At 48.6% G+C, this 15,857-nt stretch carries 16 protein-coding genes; 6 read left to right on the top strand and 10 right to left on the bottom strand.

Annotation, left to right across the window (positions count from 1 at the left end):
- Positions 1 to 23: 23 nt before the first annotated feature.
- The 4 genes from RS891_RS02130 to RS891_RS02115 all read right to left on the bottom strand — a co-directional run bounded on the left by RS891_RS02130 (position 24) and on the right by RS891_RS02115 (position 3,244).
- Positions 24 to 1,274 carry a Tle-like phospholipase domain-containing protein gene (locus RS891_RS02130; RefSeq protein ID WP_397386930.1) on the bottom strand — a complete coding sequence of 417 codons (1,251 nt, stop codon included), beginning with the start codon at positions 1,272 to 1,274 and terminating at the stop codon, positions 24 to 26.
- An 81-nt stretch (positions 1,275 to 1,355) separates the two neighbouring features.
- Positions 1,356 to 1,637 carry a hypothetical protein gene (locus RS891_RS02125; protein ID WP_113055242.1) on the bottom strand — a complete coding sequence of 94 codons (282 nt, stop codon included), beginning with the start codon at positions 1,635 to 1,637 and terminating at the stop codon, positions 1,356 to 1,358.
- Positions 1,624 to 1,746 (bottom strand): hypothetical protein, encoded by a 123-nt coding sequence (locus tag RS891_RS02120; protein WP_315794296.1) that lies wholly within the window; start codon positions 1,744 to 1,746, stop codon positions 1,624 to 1,626. Before RS891_RS02120 ends, RS891_RS02125 begins: the two co-directional genes overlap by 14 nt.
- Before the next feature lie 241 nt (positions 1,747 to 1,987).
- Positions 1,988 to 3,244, bottom strand: a complete 1,257-nt coding sequence (locus RS891_RS02115; RefSeq protein ID WP_315794295.1) for a DUF445 domain-containing protein — start codon at positions 3,242 to 3,244, stop codon at positions 1,988 to 1,990.
- 336 nt (positions 3,245 to 3,580) lie between these two features.
- Between RS891_RS02115 and RS891_RS02110 the strand changes: the two genes are divergently transcribed.
- Positions 3,581 to 4,408, top strand: a complete 828-nt coding sequence (locus tag RS891_RS02110) for an aldo/keto reductase (RefSeq protein WP_315794294.1) — start codon at positions 3,581 to 3,583, stop codon at positions 4,406 to 4,408.
- Between the two features lie 326 nt (positions 4,409 to 4,734).
- On the opposite strand, the gene RS891_RS02105 is transcribed toward RS891_RS02110, so the two are convergent.
- Positions 4,735 to 5,193 (bottom strand): cupin domain-containing protein, encoded by a 459-nt coding sequence (locus RS891_RS02105; protein ID WP_109999303.1) that lies wholly within the window; start codon positions 5,191 to 5,193, stop codon positions 4,735 to 4,737.
- 258 nt (positions 5,194 to 5,451) lie between these two features.
- Between RS891_RS02105 and RS891_RS02100 the strand changes: the two genes are divergently transcribed.
- Positions 5,452 to 6,303, top strand: coding sequence for a helix-turn-helix transcriptional regulator (locus RS891_RS02100; RefSeq protein ID WP_315794293.1), 852 nt, complete (start codon positions 5,452 to 5,454; stop codon positions 6,301 to 6,303).
- Positions 6,304 to 6,417: 114 nt separating this feature from the next.
- On the opposite strand, the gene RS891_RS02095 is transcribed toward RS891_RS02100, so the two are convergent.
- A complete protein-coding gene (locus RS891_RS02095; RefSeq protein ID WP_315794292.1) occupies positions 6,418 to 8,031 on the bottom strand; it encodes a glycoside hydrolase family 28 protein in 1,614 nt (537 codons plus the stop codon).
- A gap of 437 nt (positions 8,032 to 8,468) precedes the next feature.
- Here RS891_RS02095 and RS891_RS02090 point away from each other — a divergent pair, with 437 nt between their 5' ends.
- The 4 genes from RS891_RS02090 to RS891_RS02075 all read left to right on the top strand — a co-directional run bounded on the left by RS891_RS02090 (position 8,469) and on the right by RS891_RS02075 (position 11,617).
- Positions 8,469 to 9,221 (top strand): amino acid ABC transporter ATP-binding protein, encoded by a 753-nt coding sequence (locus tag RS891_RS02090; protein ID WP_079695864.1) that lies wholly within the window; start codon positions 8,469 to 8,471, stop codon positions 9,219 to 9,221.
- 32 nt (positions 9,222 to 9,253) lie between these two features.
- Complete coding sequence (locus RS891_RS02085) at positions 9,254 to 10,087, top strand: ABC transporter substrate-binding protein (protein WP_113055252.1); 834 nt, start codon at positions 9,254 to 9,256, stop codon at positions 10,085 to 10,087.
- A gap of 103 nt (positions 10,088 to 10,190) precedes the next feature.
- Positions 10,191 to 10,913: an amino acid ABC transporter permease gene (locus tag RS891_RS02080; protein ID WP_113055254.1), complete on the top strand. Its 723-nt coding sequence runs from the start codon at positions 10,191 to 10,193 to the stop codon at positions 10,911 to 10,913.
- A gap of 53 nt (positions 10,914 to 10,966) precedes the next feature.
- Positions 10,967 to 11,617, top strand: coding sequence for an amino acid ABC transporter permease (locus RS891_RS02075; protein WP_063566273.1), 651 nt, complete (start codon positions 10,967 to 10,969; stop codon positions 11,615 to 11,617).
- Between the two features lie 128 nt (positions 11,618 to 11,745).
- On the opposite strand, the gene RS891_RS02070 is transcribed toward RS891_RS02075, so the two are convergent.
- The 4 genes from RS891_RS02070 to RS891_RS02055 form a co-directional block, all read right to left on the bottom strand.
- The gene (locus tag RS891_RS02070) at positions 11,746 to 13,083 is read right to left on the bottom strand and encodes an FAD-dependent oxidoreductase (RefSeq protein ID WP_315796129.1); all 1,338 of its coding nucleotides are present in this window, start codon (positions 13,081 to 13,083) and stop codon (positions 11,746 to 11,748) included.
- A 54-nt stretch (positions 13,084 to 13,137) separates the two neighbouring features.
- Positions 13,138 to 13,992 (bottom strand): carbohydrate ABC transporter permease, encoded by an 855-nt coding sequence (locus RS891_RS02065; RefSeq protein ID WP_113055256.1) that lies wholly within the window; start codon positions 13,990 to 13,992, stop codon positions 13,138 to 13,140.
- Positions 13,976 to 14,890, bottom strand: a complete 915-nt coding sequence (locus tag RS891_RS02060) for a carbohydrate ABC transporter permease (RefSeq protein WP_079695868.1) — start codon at positions 14,888 to 14,890, stop codon at positions 13,976 to 13,978. Before RS891_RS02060 ends, RS891_RS02065 begins: the two co-directional genes overlap by 17 nt.
- A gap of 242 nt (positions 14,891 to 15,132) precedes the next feature.
- Positions 15,133 to 15,846: a hypothetical protein gene (locus RS891_RS02055; protein ID WP_315794291.1), complete on the bottom strand. Its 714-nt coding sequence runs from the start codon at positions 15,844 to 15,846 to the stop codon at positions 15,133 to 15,135.
- Between the last annotated feature and the right edge of the window lie 11 nt (positions 15,847 to 15,857).

Below are 15,857 nucleotides of genomic sequence, written 5' to 3'. Positions count from 1 at the left end.
CGCCAGGCCCTTCTTGCAAAATTCTATTTAAAACTGACTTGACTCTCATCTGCCTGACGGAATGCTTCCGCCTTCTCTTCGATAAAGTTCAAAAACTGACTCGTATGCTTCATATGCCATGTGCTCAATTCGTTAATAGATGCATCCAGATGAGTGACTATAGGTTCAAGTCTGCGACTGCGGCTGGAATGCAGGTATTGAGCCATCCGGCTCCGTACCGTATTCAACTCTGCATTACACTGTTGTGCATTTTGCTTCCACCGGGCAGCGACGCTTTTGAGTTCCTCGGGCGTCACCTGAATCAGGCCAGACACTCCTGCTGCTGCGGTCATACCTCTTGCAAGGCTTCCTGCTTGTCCACCCAGGTTCCGCATGAATGCTGCGAGATCAGACAGGACATTGGACGGCTGACGTGGTGAGTAACTGATTTGCTCGCCTGTAATCGGATCGTATAAGTCATTGGAAATATAGCCGTTATCGAACTTGTACTGTTTCAGACTGTGGTACTCCTCACCACCAAAGGTGTTACTGATTTTATCCCACATGCCCATATCATCATTCATATCCTCATAGTTGGAATTGATGTAATACATGGAACCTACGTGACGATCGTATCCACCAAAAAATCCGCTGGTTACAAAATCTCCGGGATGTCCGTAGTTAATGATTTGGCTATCAAACCCACCCTCTTCGGCCTTTCGTTTCGCCTCTGGCGTGAGACTGGAGATTACGGATGGCGCGCTAAACGTCACCGCGGAAAGTCCCGTGTATGCAGCCGCATACTGGGCATTCCCCCCTCCAAGCGAATGCCCTGTCAGCGAAAAATCCAAATCCTTGTATTTTTTCTGCATATCTTTGGCGTAATCTTCCGCTTCATACATCTGATTGGGGCCGAGGCCAAATGTCTTATCCAGCTTTTTATCCAGTTCTCCCACAGCATTCTCGACTTTAGTGACCCCGGTCACATCTCTTACCTTCTGAATTCCATTAGCTAACCAATCTGGCGTAAGATCAGTACTTTGTTCAATCTTTCTGCCAAGCTCGGGCAAACCGATTTGAGCGTCCGCATAATAATCAGGAACGCTGCGATCCAACGATGCACTTCCCTCCGTGCCACGATAAGCAATAACCGCCTGCTTGGTCTCCGGATTGTAGAAGGTCACCGCATCAAAACCGGATTTTTTGTTTCCATGCGTGTCCTCAAGAACTTGCCATCCAGGAAGATCCTCAAACTCAACACCTGATTTCAGATTCTCATATGCTAATTCAGACATCTTGTTGTATGTCTCATCATCAATTTTTGGTGATTTACTCACAACCGTGCACCTCCAAAAAAATCAATCCTGAATTATGATTTATTTGTTAAACGGATCATATCCCTTAGCTATAATTGCTTCCTTAATTGCCGGACTCATGCCAAAGTTTTTGATTTTTTTATCCTCATAGTCGTACGAGATCGTAAATTCTTGGTCCTCATGTTCAACCACATGTCCTTCCATAGCTATAGAATCAAGCGCCATCTCAGGTAACAACTCTTTATTCGTGATGACGACATCCAGTTCATATTTATTTTTCAGATATTTTACGGCTTCCGCTTCCGCTTCTTTAAAATAGGCCTGTTTTTCACTTTCCTTCATGTTCTGACACCCTCCCAAAATAAAAGTGGATAGTATGATCAAAAAAAACATACATGCGAATCGCCGCTTCAATCTCATTATCAATCACCTTTTCTTTTTCATTAATCATTAAAATATATTCCTGTATCCACTCTATTCTCCTGTTAACTGCATCATAGTACAAAATCAACATGATCACATCGGCTGTTGGCATCGTTTTTATGTAACTTTGTTCCTAAATGATTCCATTAGAGCATTCGGGTGTACATTACCCAATTCAACTGTTTTTGCACCAGTTGTCTATTCATAAATTTCCCAGACGAAAAAGAGCCTGCTCCAGAGAGCGGCCCTAATCTTGCCATTTCAATGATTTACTCCAATACCATCCGCAGGGCGGTCAATGCAATCCCGATTATAAATCCGGTAACAGCCCCGTTAATCCGAATCCACTGCAGATCCTGTCCTACTTTATCCTCAATCAAGGAGATCAATGAGGCATTGTCCATTTTGTCCACGTTTTCGCGCACGAGGTTGCCGATTTTGGAATGGTTTTTCTCCAGCAGCGTCGTTACACCTTCCACAATCTTGGCATTCAATCCTGCCAATAAAGCATCGTCTGACCGCAAATCAGACAATACCCGCTCAATCGCAGGTAAAGCAAACGTCTCCACATATTGACCATCTTCCATCGCAGCGAGCGCCTTATCCCTCAATTCAATGAGTTTGTTCAGCACGGTTTCCTCTGCGTTCCATCCATCCAGCATGTTGTTTTTCCAGCCGTTGACTCCATCCTGCACACTTTCACTCATTGCCAGCCGGATAGCCTGGGTTCGCAACAGATCTAGCACTTTGTAACGAAGAGCACTGCCCTCTCGCTTCATATCCTCCACCCGGTCAAACAGATACCCTTGCAAAATGCTGCCCATACGCTCCTCATTCAGATAGCCCATGAACGCATTCATCGCAAATTGCATTAATCCGTTCATCTGGATGCCACTGATCGCCTTTAAGCCACTTTCACCCAAAAACATAATCGTTTCTGGCTTCACCAGCCATTCCTCTGCCTGCTTCAGACCGTAGTCCAGTGCTTTGGCATCATATCCACGCTCACTCATCTGGATCGAAGCCCGTTCCAGAATAGGCCCCAGGTCGAAGGCTCCTGCCTGTGATTTGATCTCGCCCGCAACCAGTGGAGCAATCTGCTCCAACGGCAGACCTGAAAGGATTCGTTTGCAGAGCGTATCGATCATGGTCTTGACTCCATCGTTGTGAAGTTCCCGCGTCATCGTATCCAGCACGATTTCTGCCGCCTTGAAACCCGCAATTTTCTCGGTGATGCTATCCTTGTTCAGCAAGTTATTTTCCACTGCGGAGACAAGGCCTTCGGTCAATTTATCCCGATTTTTGGGCAGCAATGCCGTGTGGGGAATCGGAATACCCAGTGGATGACGGAACAACGCTGTTACGGCGAACCAGTCCGCAAGTCCACCTACCAACCCCGCTTCAAATGACCCTACCAGCAGTTTGCCTACAACACCACCCTGAAACGGCAATGATGCAGCAAACCCTGCTCCCATAACAACGAGAGACCAGGCTGCTGCTTTTTTGGTTTGTTTAGGTTTAGCCATTTTATTCTTACTCCTTTATCGTTAATCACACGGGTTCAATGACCTTCAACTTTCCCGTGCTCCTCTGTTCTTCATGTGATCCCTTCCATAGGAAAGATTCTGTTTCCATATTTCGTATACTTCATCTTATCACCCGTAAGCGTCAAAACCAAACCTCTGGCTGGCGAAAAAGGATAAAAGAGGGGTTTTCCCTATCGAAATGGTCGTATTCTTTTCCATTACCAAAAAGGTTTTAGTATAATCAATACAGACGGCCCTTCATTTAGGATTGGCTGGCGGTCAACAGGGTAATTACATAATGGAATAATGAATGAATCAGAGGAGGAATTTCGGACCATGAAACACGTGCAGGACACAACGACACTTTATAACGGAGTCAAAATGCCTTGGCTGGGTTTTGGCGTATTCAAAGTTAAAGATGGAGAAGAAGTGGTTGATGCCGTCAAAACGGCCATTCAGGCAGGTTATCGCAGTATCGATACTGCAAAAGCGTATAACAACGAAACCGGTGTAGCTCAGGGTATTCGTGAATCCGGAATCGCCCGCGAGGATCTGTTCATTACCACCAAAGTGTGGAACGGAGACCAAGGTTACGAATCCACACTGGCGGCTTTTGAAGCAAGCATGGAACGACTCGAACTGGAATATTTCGATCTCTATCTAATCCACTGGCCTGTCAAAGGCAAGTACAAGGATACCTGGAGAGCGCTGGAGAAGCTGCATAAGGAAGGACGCATCCGCGCCATTGGAGTGAGCAACTTCCAGATCCACCATCTGGAGGACCTCATGACCGATGCCACCATTAAACCTGCTGTGAATCAGGTGGAACTGCATCCGCTGTTGATCCAAACGGAGCTAAGGGAGTATTGCAGCAAACATCAGATCCAGATTGAAGCCTGGTCTCCACTGGGTCAAGGACATTTGCTGGAGCATCCGCTTCTTCTGGAGATCGCTGCCAAGTACAGCAAATCACCGGCACAGGTCATACTGCGTTGGGATCTGCAAAATGGTATTGTAACCATACCTAAATCCGTTACACCACAGCGCATTCGCGATAACGCAGACCTGTTTGATTTTGAGTTAACCACGGAAGAAATCGAACGCATTAATCAATTGAACGAGAATAAACGTTTTGGTTCCGATCCGGACAACTTTAACTTCTAACCTCAATATATAATCAAAGTTATATAAGTTGAACTAATCATTTACACAGAAACGGAGAGGACAGAAAAAACCTGAAAAAGCGAAGCGTTCGCCTGAAAGCTTTCTGCAAGAAAGCTACGTCGTAAGCATAGGCTTATCACCGGATTTCCCCCTTAAGAAAAGGGAATCAAAAAAATCTGGGGATAACAGCGATTGGAAGGTTATTCTGTCATCGGAGTGCAGGTGTAAATAATCTTTAGTTCAGCTTATATAGAGAATATCAAAAAATCCCGATCCAGATGCACACGCACCTGGATCGGGATTTTGCTTGTTCATTTATGGTTATATTAGCCTTTGGATACCAGTTTGAAATCATCAAAATGGAAACCTGGAGCTACTACACACGTGACCAGTACAGGTTCATCACCCAGCGGACGTGCGGTTTGCCATACTCCGGCTGGAACAAGTACCTGCGGCGATTGACCCGCAGCAATATCCATACCCAACACGAGTACTTCTTCATTTTCCGGATTTTCTCCGTTGCCGCCCAATTTCAATTCAATCGGACTGCCGCTATGCCACAACCAGAGCTCGTCTGACAAAACGGTATGCCATTCCGAGACTTCATGCGCGTGCAGCAGGAAGTATGTCGAACTTGCCGAGAATCGAGGACCTGAGTATGTATCCGGCAGTACGGATTGGGGAATTTGATACGATGCCTTCCATTCTTCCTTATACCAACCGCCTTCAACGTGTGGCTGCATATTCAGTGCAGCAACGAGTGGCGATAATTCATGTGTCGTCATATTCTATTTCCTTCCTTCCAAATCGAATTGGAGACACCCCTATCCAGAGGTTAGCCTCACTCCCCCTACTGTAAAACATGAATAGACTTTTGTCACCTTTACAGCATATCTAAGCTTGCCGAAAATCATTCCACCCGCATTCCATTCATTTCGTCTATTCGGGCCCTCATTCGAATGATAGCGTTTACAACAAACTGGATTTTCCGTTATGATATGGATATTAACCGTAAATCAGCTGGCGCAGAGGGGAGACGTGTTATGAGTGTTATAGAGGATCGCATTGGACCCAAATATCGAATTGGCGAGAGTTCATTCACCATTGAACATATGAGCAGACACGACGGGAACGCCATGCCACAGCCTCATGCCCACCCTTTTTACGAACTGTATTATCTGCTTGAAGGAGAACGTGTCTATTCCATGAATGGTCAGCTTCTTACCGCCCGCAAAGGTGATTTGATCCTGATCAATCCCCATGATGTACATACTACATCCAAAGGAAGCCTTCCCGGCTTTGAACGAATCCTGATCGGATTCTCACCTTCTTTTGCAACCGGGATGGAGCTTGGAATATGTGGTCTGCTCCCCTTCGATCATTCAAGGCTGCTGCACTTCCCTGATGCGGAACAGCCCGAGATCGAACGAATGCTGTGGCAGATGCTGCAAGAATGCCGGGAGCGGCGCCCTCATTATGACATCGTGGTGAGAAGCCTGCTTGCCCAGATTCTGATTCAGATCCACCGGGTTGAAGAAGATACTCGGCAATCTTCTCCGGTCCCCCATCATCCCATGCAGGATAAGATCAGTGAGATCGTCACTTACGTGAACAATCATTATACCGAGCCCCTCACATTAGAAGAGGCCGCAACACGATTTTATATCAGTCCATCTTATTTGAGCCGGATGTTCAGCCGTTTTACCGGGTTTCGCTTCAGCGAATATTTGCGTGTTACCCGGGTCCGGGAGGCACAGAGACGTTTACTGTCCACTCAGGAACGGGTGCAAATGATTGCGGAGAAGGTAGGATTTGAGCATACAGCCCATTTTAATAAAACGTTTAAACAGGTGACCGGGACGACGCCGCTTCGCTATCGCAAAGAACATCGATAGATCTTCAAAGCGACTAGCGAGGCAGGACGTCTGTCATAAGACAACCTATCATGACACCGCGCGCCAGGAGATGCCCGCGGTGATATGCTAAACGTATACTAGTTTGGCCCCTTTTTACCTGCGGATAATTACACCACTTCTTACTTCAGGACCAACCGAGATTTGGCGTCCCTCCGTATCTGCATCACTTTCCCGGCATACGATCCCTGCCGATTCATGTCCTGTCACCATTAGAAGCCGACCGTCTGCGCCCATGCCCTCAATCGCTTCCAGCTCCGCCCCCTTACACTGGTGCAAATGAATTAACGATCCTTCGGTAATATATGCGTTCATATCGGCGATTCGCAGGTGCTTCGCATGAGCGCATTGCACCCCGTTACGAGCCGTCACCGTATATCCCTGAATGACCAGACCATCCAATGGCATTTCCGGCAGAGCACTCACCAATAACGCGGTTTCTGCCCCTGCGCAGACCACCTGCGATATTCGAATATCCCGGAACACCGGTGTCTCCTCACTGACCTCCTGAGCCAAGTCGCTACCACGAGCGGAACCCTCCTGATTGGCATAGAAAAAGGAAAACGAGATAGCCTCCATTATGATATCCTTCATATAAATGCGCTCCACCTGAATATCCTCAACGACCCCGCCGCGCCCACGCGCGCTTTTGAAGCGAAGCCCAATATCCGTTCCAATAAACGTACAATCCGAGACCCGGACATGCCGCACGCCACCGGACATTTCACTGCCAATGACAAAACCGCCATGACCGTGATACACGGTGCAATCGCGGATTGTAATATATTCCGAAGGCAGACCAAGTTCACGACCTTCTGCATCCTTGCCGGATTTCAGACAGATCGCATCATCACCAACATCGAATACACTTTGCTCCACAAGGACATGACGGCAGGATTCGATATCAAGCCCATCACCATTCTGGGAAAACCATGGATTCCGTACACTTACGTTACGAATTGTGACATGCTCGGATGCCCACGGATGCAGATTCCATGCAGGCGAGTTCTGGAACGTCGGACCGTCCAAAAGCACTCGTTTACATTGACGCAAGCTGACCATGTTAGGACGCAAAAAGTCTCTGACTTCCTCATAAGCAGCCACATCATACACTTGCTCCAGATGCAGACGATTCGCAACCGCACCACCTTCAAGAGCAGAAGTCGACGGCCACCAAATGGCTTCGTCTCCGCCAGCATGCTCCACTACACCACCCGAAGAGACCAGTCGATTCCACTGCGAGGCAGTCATCTTCGATCGTTTCACCGGACGCCATGCCTCTCCACCGCCATCCCAAACCCCCTCACCCGTGATCGCAATATCCTCCAACTGCTCACCATCAATAGGGGACTGACACCGCACTGCCTTCCAACCCTCGAAGCTGGACGCAATCAGGGGATATTGATCGAAATTACGGATGAACGTTACCAGAGCACCCGCCTGAGCATGAAGCTCAATTCGACTGCGGAGAACAATCGGACCCGTTAACCAAACACCCGCTGGAATGACAAGTCGGCCACCTCCCGCTTCTGCACAAGCTGCTATAGCCAGTCGAAACATCTCGGTATTATCCGTCAATCCATCCCCTACCGCACCATAATCCGTAATCTGAAAATCCTGTGCAGGGATGACAGGTAAACTCACTTCATAAGCTTTCGTATCGGATTTAACACCTTCTCCTGTATCAAGTGGGGAGTAATATGTATTCATCGTTCAGAACATCCTCTCTACCTATAATTGGATCGGACTATTTTTAGTATTGCATCGCTTATTGGAAAGCGCATTCTCGCTCCATCATATCAATGCCATAGGGCATAAGGTTGAGCTTTTTTGCCATGTACGATTCAGAATTTGATGTTATTTGTTTTCATGATCAGAGTCATAAAGTAAACATCCCTTCCAGTATACTCTATACATCTATTCCAATGGTTGTAAAACAACTAGGAGAATGGATTCATTTTTCAGTCAGGATTCGTCACAAAGAGGCTACCAATATAACAAACATATAACATAATTACTGGCTATAGCCCTATAAAACCCATTACTTATGTCATGTTTTATCACAAACCAATTGCCTTTAGCAGGATGAGTATGTATGATTAAATAACTAGTTTCAATTTATTCCTTATTATTCCTTTTACAAACAGATGTTGCAGAAAGGATGGGGTCTCTTGATTGAATTTAGGGGTGTCCAGAAACATTTTGGCCATTTTCATGTCCTCAAAGATATTCATCTTCACATCGAAGAAGGAGAAGTCGTTGTCATTATCGGCCCTTCCGGCTCAGGCAAAAGTACATTGCTCCGCTGCATCAATCGTCTGGAGACGATTACTGAAGGTGAACTTGTCGTCAGTGGTGTCCCTTTACATCAGAAAAAGGTGGACATCAACCTCTTCCGCCGTGACATCGGCATGGTATTTCAACACTTCAATCTCTACCCTCACAAAAAAGTCATCGATAACATTACCCTTGCACCCATGAAGGTGCGTAAACAGCCCAAAGCACAGGCAGCCTCTACGGCAATGAAGTATCTGACCCGTGTAGGCATTGCCGACAAGGCAGACAGTTATCCTTCCCAATTGTCCGGTGGACAACAGCAGCGTGTAGCCATTGCAAGAGGTCTTGCCATGGAGCCCAAAATCATGCTTTTTGATGAACCCACCTCTGCACTGGATCCCGAAATGATCGGGGAAGTTCTGGATGTCATGCGGTCTCTTGCCCATAACGGGATGACAATGGTCGTCGTTACACATGAGATGGGCTTTGCCCGCGAGGTCGCAGACCGAGTCATCTTTATGGATGAAGGCCGAATTGTGGAAGAAGCCTCCGCCGCTGAATTTTTCGACAACCCGAGAGAAGAACGGGCCAAGCAATTTCTGAGTCGTCTGATTCACCACTGAGAATAATCCATTTTGAAAGGGGTCTTTACCAAATGAAAAATGTATTAAAGTGGCCGTCGTTTATGCTTGTTCTGATTCTATCCCTTGTCTTGTCCGGTTGTAGCACGGGAGAGGAAAGTAGCAGCAGCGGTGGTTCTGGTGGGAATGCAGAAGCCAAAGGCACGATTGAACAGATTAAAGAGCGCGGCAAGCTCATTGCCGGCGTGAAATATGACACCAAATTGTTCGGTTTGAAGGACCCTGCAAGTGGCGAAGTCGAAGGATTCGATATTGATATCGCCAAAGCACTCGCCAAACAAATTCTTGGAGACGAAACAAAGGTAGAACTGAAGGAAGTAACGTCCAAAACTCGCATTCCGATGCTACAAAACGGCGATATTGATCTCATCATCGCTACGATGACGATTACAGATGAACGCAAGGAACAAGTCGATTTCAGTGATGTCTATTTTGAAGCCGGGCAGTCCCTACTTGTGAAAAATGATAGCGCGATTACCGGTCTGGAAAGTCTCGACGGTGTGAAGGTTCTTGCCGTCAAAGGCTCGACCTCTGCGCAAAACATTCGCGAAAAAGCCCCAAATGCCGAGGTGCTGGAATTCGATAACTATCAGGATGCCTTCACAGCCCTCAAAGCGGGCAAAGGCGAAGCTCTGACGACCGATAACATCATCCTGATCGGCATGCAGCAGACAGATAACAACTACAAGCTGGTTGGTGGCAATTTCACGAGCGAACCTTACGGCATAGCGATTCGCAAAGGCGACACAGCCTTCGTCGAAGAAGTAAACAGCCTGCTCAAAAGCATGAAAGACAGCGGTGAATATGATACGTTGCATGAAAAATGGCTGGGCAGCAAGCCAGAGTAACCCCGATTAATGATGGTTAAGCGGCGACCTCGCCTGTAATATGCAATGCATGAGCAGGATGCAATCGTCGCTTCTACATCTGGAGAACGGAGGCTTTGCCTACATGGGCAAATTGGACTTCAGCGTACTGATTAAACATTCGGATCGATTCCTGGAAGGGTTCCTCAATACCATCCAGGTGAGCATCATGGCCTTGATTGGCAGCTTTATTCTGGGTGCAATCATGGCTATCTTTCGGATATCCCCCATCAAACCACTCAACTGGATCGGCACGGCTTTTGTGGAGTTTATCCGTAACATCCCGCTGCTGCTTGTCGTGTTTTTCTTCTATCTAGGATTGCCGGCACTCGGCATTTCATTGGATGGCTTCATCTCGGGTACACTCGGTCTTACCATCTATACGGCCGCTTTCATTGCCGAAGCGATCCGGGCGGGCATTCAGACAGTCCCTCGCGGGCAGTTAGAGGCTGCGAGATCTTCCGGTCTGTCCTACGTACAGGCCATGAACCTGATCATTTTGCCACAAGCGATCAAGATTGTATTGCCGTCCATTGGCAACCAGTTTATCAATCTGGTCAAAAACTCATCCATCCTAGCGGTTGTAGCAGGCATGGATCTGATGTATTTTGCCGATCTGATCAACTCGGATACGTTCCTGCCGCTGAGCGTCTACACCATTGTTGCACTGTTCTACCTGGTGCTGACTTTGCCGCTCAGCTTCCTGGTTCACTATATGGAGCGCCGTTTAGGACAAAGTGATGCGGATGCCAGCCGCGCCAAAGGCAAACCAAAAAAGAACAAACCAACGGGTCAGGTCACCATGTAAAACAGACAGTCATTCTAACCCTTGTCCAACTCACAGAAGGAGGCCGATGATCCATGGACTTTAGCGGGGCCTACGCCTGGCCCAACCTTCGTTTCCTGCTGCACGGATTCCTGATTACCCTGCAAGTGGCAGGGTTGTCGATTGTATTCAGCTTTGTTCTCGGTACCGTGCTCGGTACCGTTCGATACACCCGAATTCCGGTCCTGTCACAGATTGTGGCCGTCATCGTGGATACGATCCGGAATCTGCCGCTGCTGCTGATCATTTTCTTCATTCATATCGTACTTCCCCAGCTCGGGATCAAAATGTCCGTCTTCTGGTCCACGGTTGTTGGACTAAGTCTGTTCGAAGGCGCCATGATCGCAGAGATCGTCCGCAGCGGACTCAAATCGATCGAGCGCGGACAGGTGGAAGCCGCCCGCTCCTCCGGCCTGAGCTATATGCAGACACTTGGCGGCATCATCATGCCCCAGGCTTTGCGACGTATGTCGCCACCGATGGTGAGCCAGTTCATCTCTTTGTTGAAGGATACTTCACTGGCGATCATCATCTCCTTGCCGGAACTGATGCACAATGTGCAGATCCTCGGTGGTCAGAGCTTCGATTACGTCATCCCTGCCCTGCTGCTCGCAGCCGTATTGTACTTCGTCATCAACTACACGTTGTCCATTGTGGCGCGGCGGCTTGAAGCACGAATGACTTGATGATCAGATGATTGACGCTTCCATTGCAACCCCCATTACAACCCAAATAAGACTCCAGCTCCACTTCAATAGTGGTTTTGGAGTCTTATTTGGATTTCATCATAGTCTGCTCGCACAGGAATCATCCCTCAAATCGCTGCTCCGTTACAACGTAGTTCCTTTTGCAGCACCGCTACCGGCAGTTCCAACGGATCTAGCTTCATCTGAACAGCTAAAGCAGATGCTGTTCCCGCCGCCTGCCCCGTAGCCATGCAGCTTGGAGTCAGCCTTGTCGTTGCGTGAGCCTCATGTGTGGTAGAGATACATCGACCTGCCGCCAGCAGATTACGAATATTACGGGAGATCAGAGAGCGGTACGGAATATCGTATGCTCCGTCTCCTTCTATAAAGGCCGCTACGACGCCTTGACCGGAGGGATCATGAATATCAATCGGATAGCCACTTCTGGCGATTACATCGTCAAATTTTCGCCCTGCAACCACATCGTCCTTGGTCAATGCATAGTGTCCCATGATTCGCCTGGATTCACGGATACCGATCTGAGGTGCTACTGCTGAGATCGAAGCCCGCTCGAATCCAGGCACGTCACGCTGCAAAAACTCAGCGATCATCAGCACCTGCTTCCTGCCTTCCTGTTCAGCAGAGGTCAGATCTTCTGCATCTGTAGCATCCAACCCCTGTACCCGGGTGCAGTTAATCAATACTTCATCTTCAGCAGGACCGGTAAAAAACAATACCTGATCACGATTAATCGGCACACCTGCTTTTTTCCATTGGGAATAGAAGCCACTCACCCCGGTTAACGGAATACTGTCCAGTTCGGAGAAGGGGGTTTTGGCATAGAAATCCTCAGGGTGCTCCTGCATATATTGTTTTACTCGTCCAAGGTCCACACCACGCATTCGAAATTTCATGGTCATCGGCTGTGATTGGTTATCGCCATCTCGCCCCTTTGCAATAGAAGCGCCCGCAAGATAAGCCGCATCCGCATCACCGCTGGCATCCACGAATACGTTCGCTCTGAGCTCCATTCGGCCAGACTTGTTCGTCAGACGTACCGCCTCTATCCGATCATCCAACATAACCACTTCATCTACGAAGCTGTGCAATAACAGCCGCACACCTGCCTCCTGCAGCATCTCCGCCGCAACCACTTGATAGATCGCCGGATGATAAGGCGTAACGGTGTGCACAAATCCAACCGTATCACGAAGATGCCCCGGAGAGCCGCCGCGCGCCTGAAGTCGGTCAACGATTTCCTGGGCGATACCCCGAATCACCTGTTCACCACTCTCCGTATGGAAAGTCATCCAAGGATAGACCATGGCGGCAGTCGACATTCCTCCAACGAACCCGTACCGCTCCACAAGTACTACTCGAACACCTTGTCGTCCAGCAGCGATGGCTGCCGCTATACCCGCCGGACCCCCTCCCACAACAACCACATCCGCTTCTTCCTTTTTCATACTCATCCTTATCCGTTCACTCAAGTTATCACTCCTTCCGTTCTATTGCATGGACTACTCTTTCAGTCCTGTCATGGCAACCCCCTCAATGAAGCGCCGTTGTGCCAGGAAAAAGACAATCAGCAGCGGCAAAGTCGCCATGACGGTGGCGCTCATCAGATATTGCCAGGCCGTACCCACTTCATCCGTGAACAAGGATAACCCAAGCGGCAGCGTCATTAATTCTCGCGAGTTAATGAAAATCAACGGATCGAAAAACTCATTCCAGATCGTCACAAAAGTAAAGATCGTCAGCGTTGCCATGCCGGGCTTGGCAATGGGGAGCATAATACGAGCATAGATCCGGAATCGGTTGCAACCGTCAATCATCGCCGCTTCTTCCAGCTCGGTGGGTACCGTAATGAAGAACTGCCGCATCACAAAGATGCCAAACACACCGCCCGCCCCAAATATCGGCAGTAAAATCAGCGGAAGATGTGTATCAATCCACCCCAGCTGCCGCATGAACAGAAACATCGGGATTGCCGTCACCTCATGGGGAATCATCATCGCACTCAGCAGGATGAGAAATACCACATTACGTCCCTTGAACGGAATTTTGGCAAATGCGTACCCGGCGAGAGATGCAAAGAACACCGTACCCAGCACAACCACAGCAGCAATATATACACTGTTAAAATAAAAACGATGAAACGGAATCAATCGAAAGACATCGATGTAGTTCTGAAATCGGAAGGTATCCGGTATCCATTGGGGTGGATAGGTAAATATGCTCTGAGGCTCCTTGAATGACGTCGATATCATCCAGATAAATGGAACAATCATGATCAGCGAGATCAGTGTCAGCAGCAAGTACGTCCCCAGGGCACTGCCAGTCTTGCGAATCGAAGGATTAGGCATCGCCTTCATTGAATACCCACCTCTTTCGAAGCTGCCATTGCAGCAGCGTCAGAATTAGCACGATAAAGAAAAGCACATAGGCAAGCGAAGAGGCGTAGCCGAACTGAAATAATTTGAATGCTTTTTCCCAGATATAATAGACCAATACCTTCGTGCTGTTGCTCGGCCCTCCCTGTGTCATGACGTAGATCTGTCCAAACACCTTAAGCGAGCCAATCACAGTCATGACCATGGTTAAAAACACCGTTGGCGTAATCATGGGCAGCGTGACATGAAAGAAGGTTCCCCTTCTGCCCGCGCCGTCCAGTGTTGCCGCTTCGTAAAGTGAACGCGGTACTTGCTGAATGGCTGCAATGAACAGCACCATATTGAGGCCCACATTTTTCAGTACACTCGTCACAATAACTGCAGGCATCGCCAGATCCTGGTTGTAGAGCCATGCCGGACCCTTGATACCGATCATCAACAGAAGCTGATTGATCAGTCCCGACTCTGTGGCATACATCAGCTTCCACACGATGGACCATACAATCAGCGAGGTCATGACCGGAACGAAGATAGCTGTTCGAAAAATCCCGATGCCGCGCAAACTTCTGGATAGCAGCAACGCAAGCAGCAGCGCGAGCACAATATTAAGCGGCACAAGCCCCGCAGTGAAATAGACCGTATTGGCAAGCACCTTCCAGAACATGGCGTCTGTCATCACATTCCGGTAATTCTCCAGTCCAATAAAATGATGATCCCCCAGCAGCGGCCAGTCGGTCAGGCTCATGTATAGCGCCAAACCCATGGGAAACAGCAGCAGCAGGGTAAACCCGAGCACCATAGGTGATACAAACAGCCATCCCGCGATCTGGGCCTCTCTGGCGAGCGGACCTCTTCCTGTACGCTTGCGTGAATGGGTCACAGTTAGGCCCTCCCCTTTATCAAATTTCTTCCCTGAAACGAATATTTACACTTGCCACTCCGATGACAGAACAACCTTCCGATCGCTGTTATCCCCAGATTTTTTTGATTCAATTTTACAAAGGGGGAAATCCGGGGATAAAGGCGAAGTGTATGCTTCCGATGCAGCTTTCCTTCAGAAAGCTTGTAGCTCCGTTTCTTCAGGTTATTTCTGTCCTCTACGTTCTCTTGTACATGTTTAGTTCAACTTATATGGTCCGGACGGTTCAGACTGTCCACCGCATTGCGGAACCCGTGAACAGCCCTTCGAAGCTGATCCTCCGTTTTGCCTGTTACGACCGCTCCAAGCATGATCGCCTTGACCCCAGTATCGTGCAGCACCCGAACATCCTCTGGCACCAGCTTACGCTGGGAAGGAACCAATACCGGAATCTGTCCCTGCAAGACCAGGCGGCGATATTTGAGCACATCCGCAAAGCTTAGCGGTGTACCATATTCATTCCCAGGCACAATGGATGCCTCCAGGGCTGCGAAGCCGTAATGAGCCGCTGACGTTACGAGGGAAGGTTCATATTCGTCATTAATTGCAAACGTGGGGTCCAACCCCAGGTCATTCAGCATGAAGGACGGCAAGTGATGTGCATAGATGGAATAGAAGTCAAAGCCCATCCCCGAAAGGCGCTCCACATCCTCCCGCCTTGCTCCATCAATACTGCCGGACGGCACGACCCCAAGCGGGCCGCCAAACTCGCTACGGATCACCTGAAAAACTTCGGCATAGTTATCCAGTGGACCAAAATGATTCCCACTGGCACGATGGCCGACATTATAATGCACCTTCAGTGCATCAGCGCCCTCTTCCATTGCTGCCCGGGCCAAAGATAGATCGTTCTCGGGTAAGCTGACCACAAGTGATAGAGATTTCCGATCAAGCAATTCCTTGAATTTGCCCATCATGTTCACCACCT

This window comes from Paenibacillus sp. BIC5C1 (assembly GCF_032399705.1).
GTDB lineage: Bacteria > Bacillota > Bacilli > Paenibacillales > Paenibacillaceae > Paenibacillus > Paenibacillus taichungensis_A.
Note: the sequence above shows the minus strand (reverse complement) of the source record. Positions and strands in the feature narration are given on the sequence as shown.

Excerpts from the sequence above, each read along its gene's own strand:
- RS891_RS02080 (WP_113055254.1), top strand. The coding sequence starts at position 10,191 with ATGGGCAAATTGGACTTCAGCGTACTGATTAAACATTCGGATCGATTC.
- RS891_RS02120 (WP_315794296.1), bottom strand. The coding sequence starts at position 1,746 with ATGATTAATGAAAAAGAAAAGGTGATTGATAATGAGATTGAAGCGGCG.
- RS891_RS02070 (WP_315796129.1), bottom strand. The coding sequence starts at position 13,083 with ATGAAAAAGGAAGAAGCGGATGTGGTTGTTGTGGGAGGGGGTCCGGCG.
- RS891_RS02105 (WP_109999303.1), bottom strand. The coding sequence starts at position 5,193 with ATGACGACACATGAATTATCGCCACTCGTTGCTGCACTGAATATGCAG.
- RS891_RS02085 (WP_113055252.1), top strand. The coding sequence starts at position 9,254 with ATGAAAAATGTATTAAAGTGGCCGTCGTTTATGCTTGTTCTGATTCTA.
- RS891_RS02065 (WP_113055256.1), bottom strand. The coding sequence starts at position 13,992 with ATGAAGGCGATGCCTAATCCTTCGATTCGCAAGACTGGCAGTGCCCTG.
- RS891_RS02110 (WP_315794294.1), top strand. The coding sequence starts at position 3,581 with ATGAAACACGTGCAGGACACAACGACACTTTATAACGGAGTCAAAATG.
- RS891_RS02100 (WP_315794293.1), top strand. The coding sequence starts at position 5,452 with ATGAGTGTTATAGAGGATCGCATTGGACCCAAATATCGAATTGGCGAG.
- RS891_RS02055 (WP_315794291.1), bottom strand. The coding sequence starts at position 15,846 with ATGATGGGCAAATTCAAGGAATTGCTTGATCGGAAATCTCTATCACTT.
- RS891_RS02115 (WP_315794295.1), bottom strand. The coding sequence starts at position 3,244 with ATGGCTAAACCTAAACAAACCAAAAAAGCAGCAGCCTGGTCTCTCGTT.
- RS891_RS02095 (WP_315794292.1), bottom strand. The coding sequence starts at position 8,031 with ATGAATACATATTACTCCCCACTTGATACAGGAGAAGGTGTTAAATCC.
- RS891_RS02075 (WP_063566273.1), top strand. The coding sequence starts at position 10,967 with ATGGACTTTAGCGGGGCCTACGCCTGGCCCAACCTTCGTTTCCTGCTG.
- RS891_RS02090 (WP_079695864.1), top strand. The coding sequence starts at position 8,469 with ATGTTGCAGAAAGGATGGGGTCTCTTGATTGAATTTAGGGGTGTCCAG.
- RS891_RS02125 (WP_113055242.1), bottom strand. The coding sequence starts at position 1,637 with ATGAAGGAAAGTGAAAAACAGGCCTATTTTAAAGAAGCGGAAGCGGAA.
- RS891_RS02130 (WP_397386930.1), bottom strand. The coding sequence starts at position 1,274 with ATGTCTGAATTAGCATATGAGAATCTGAAATCAGGTGTTGAGTTTGAG.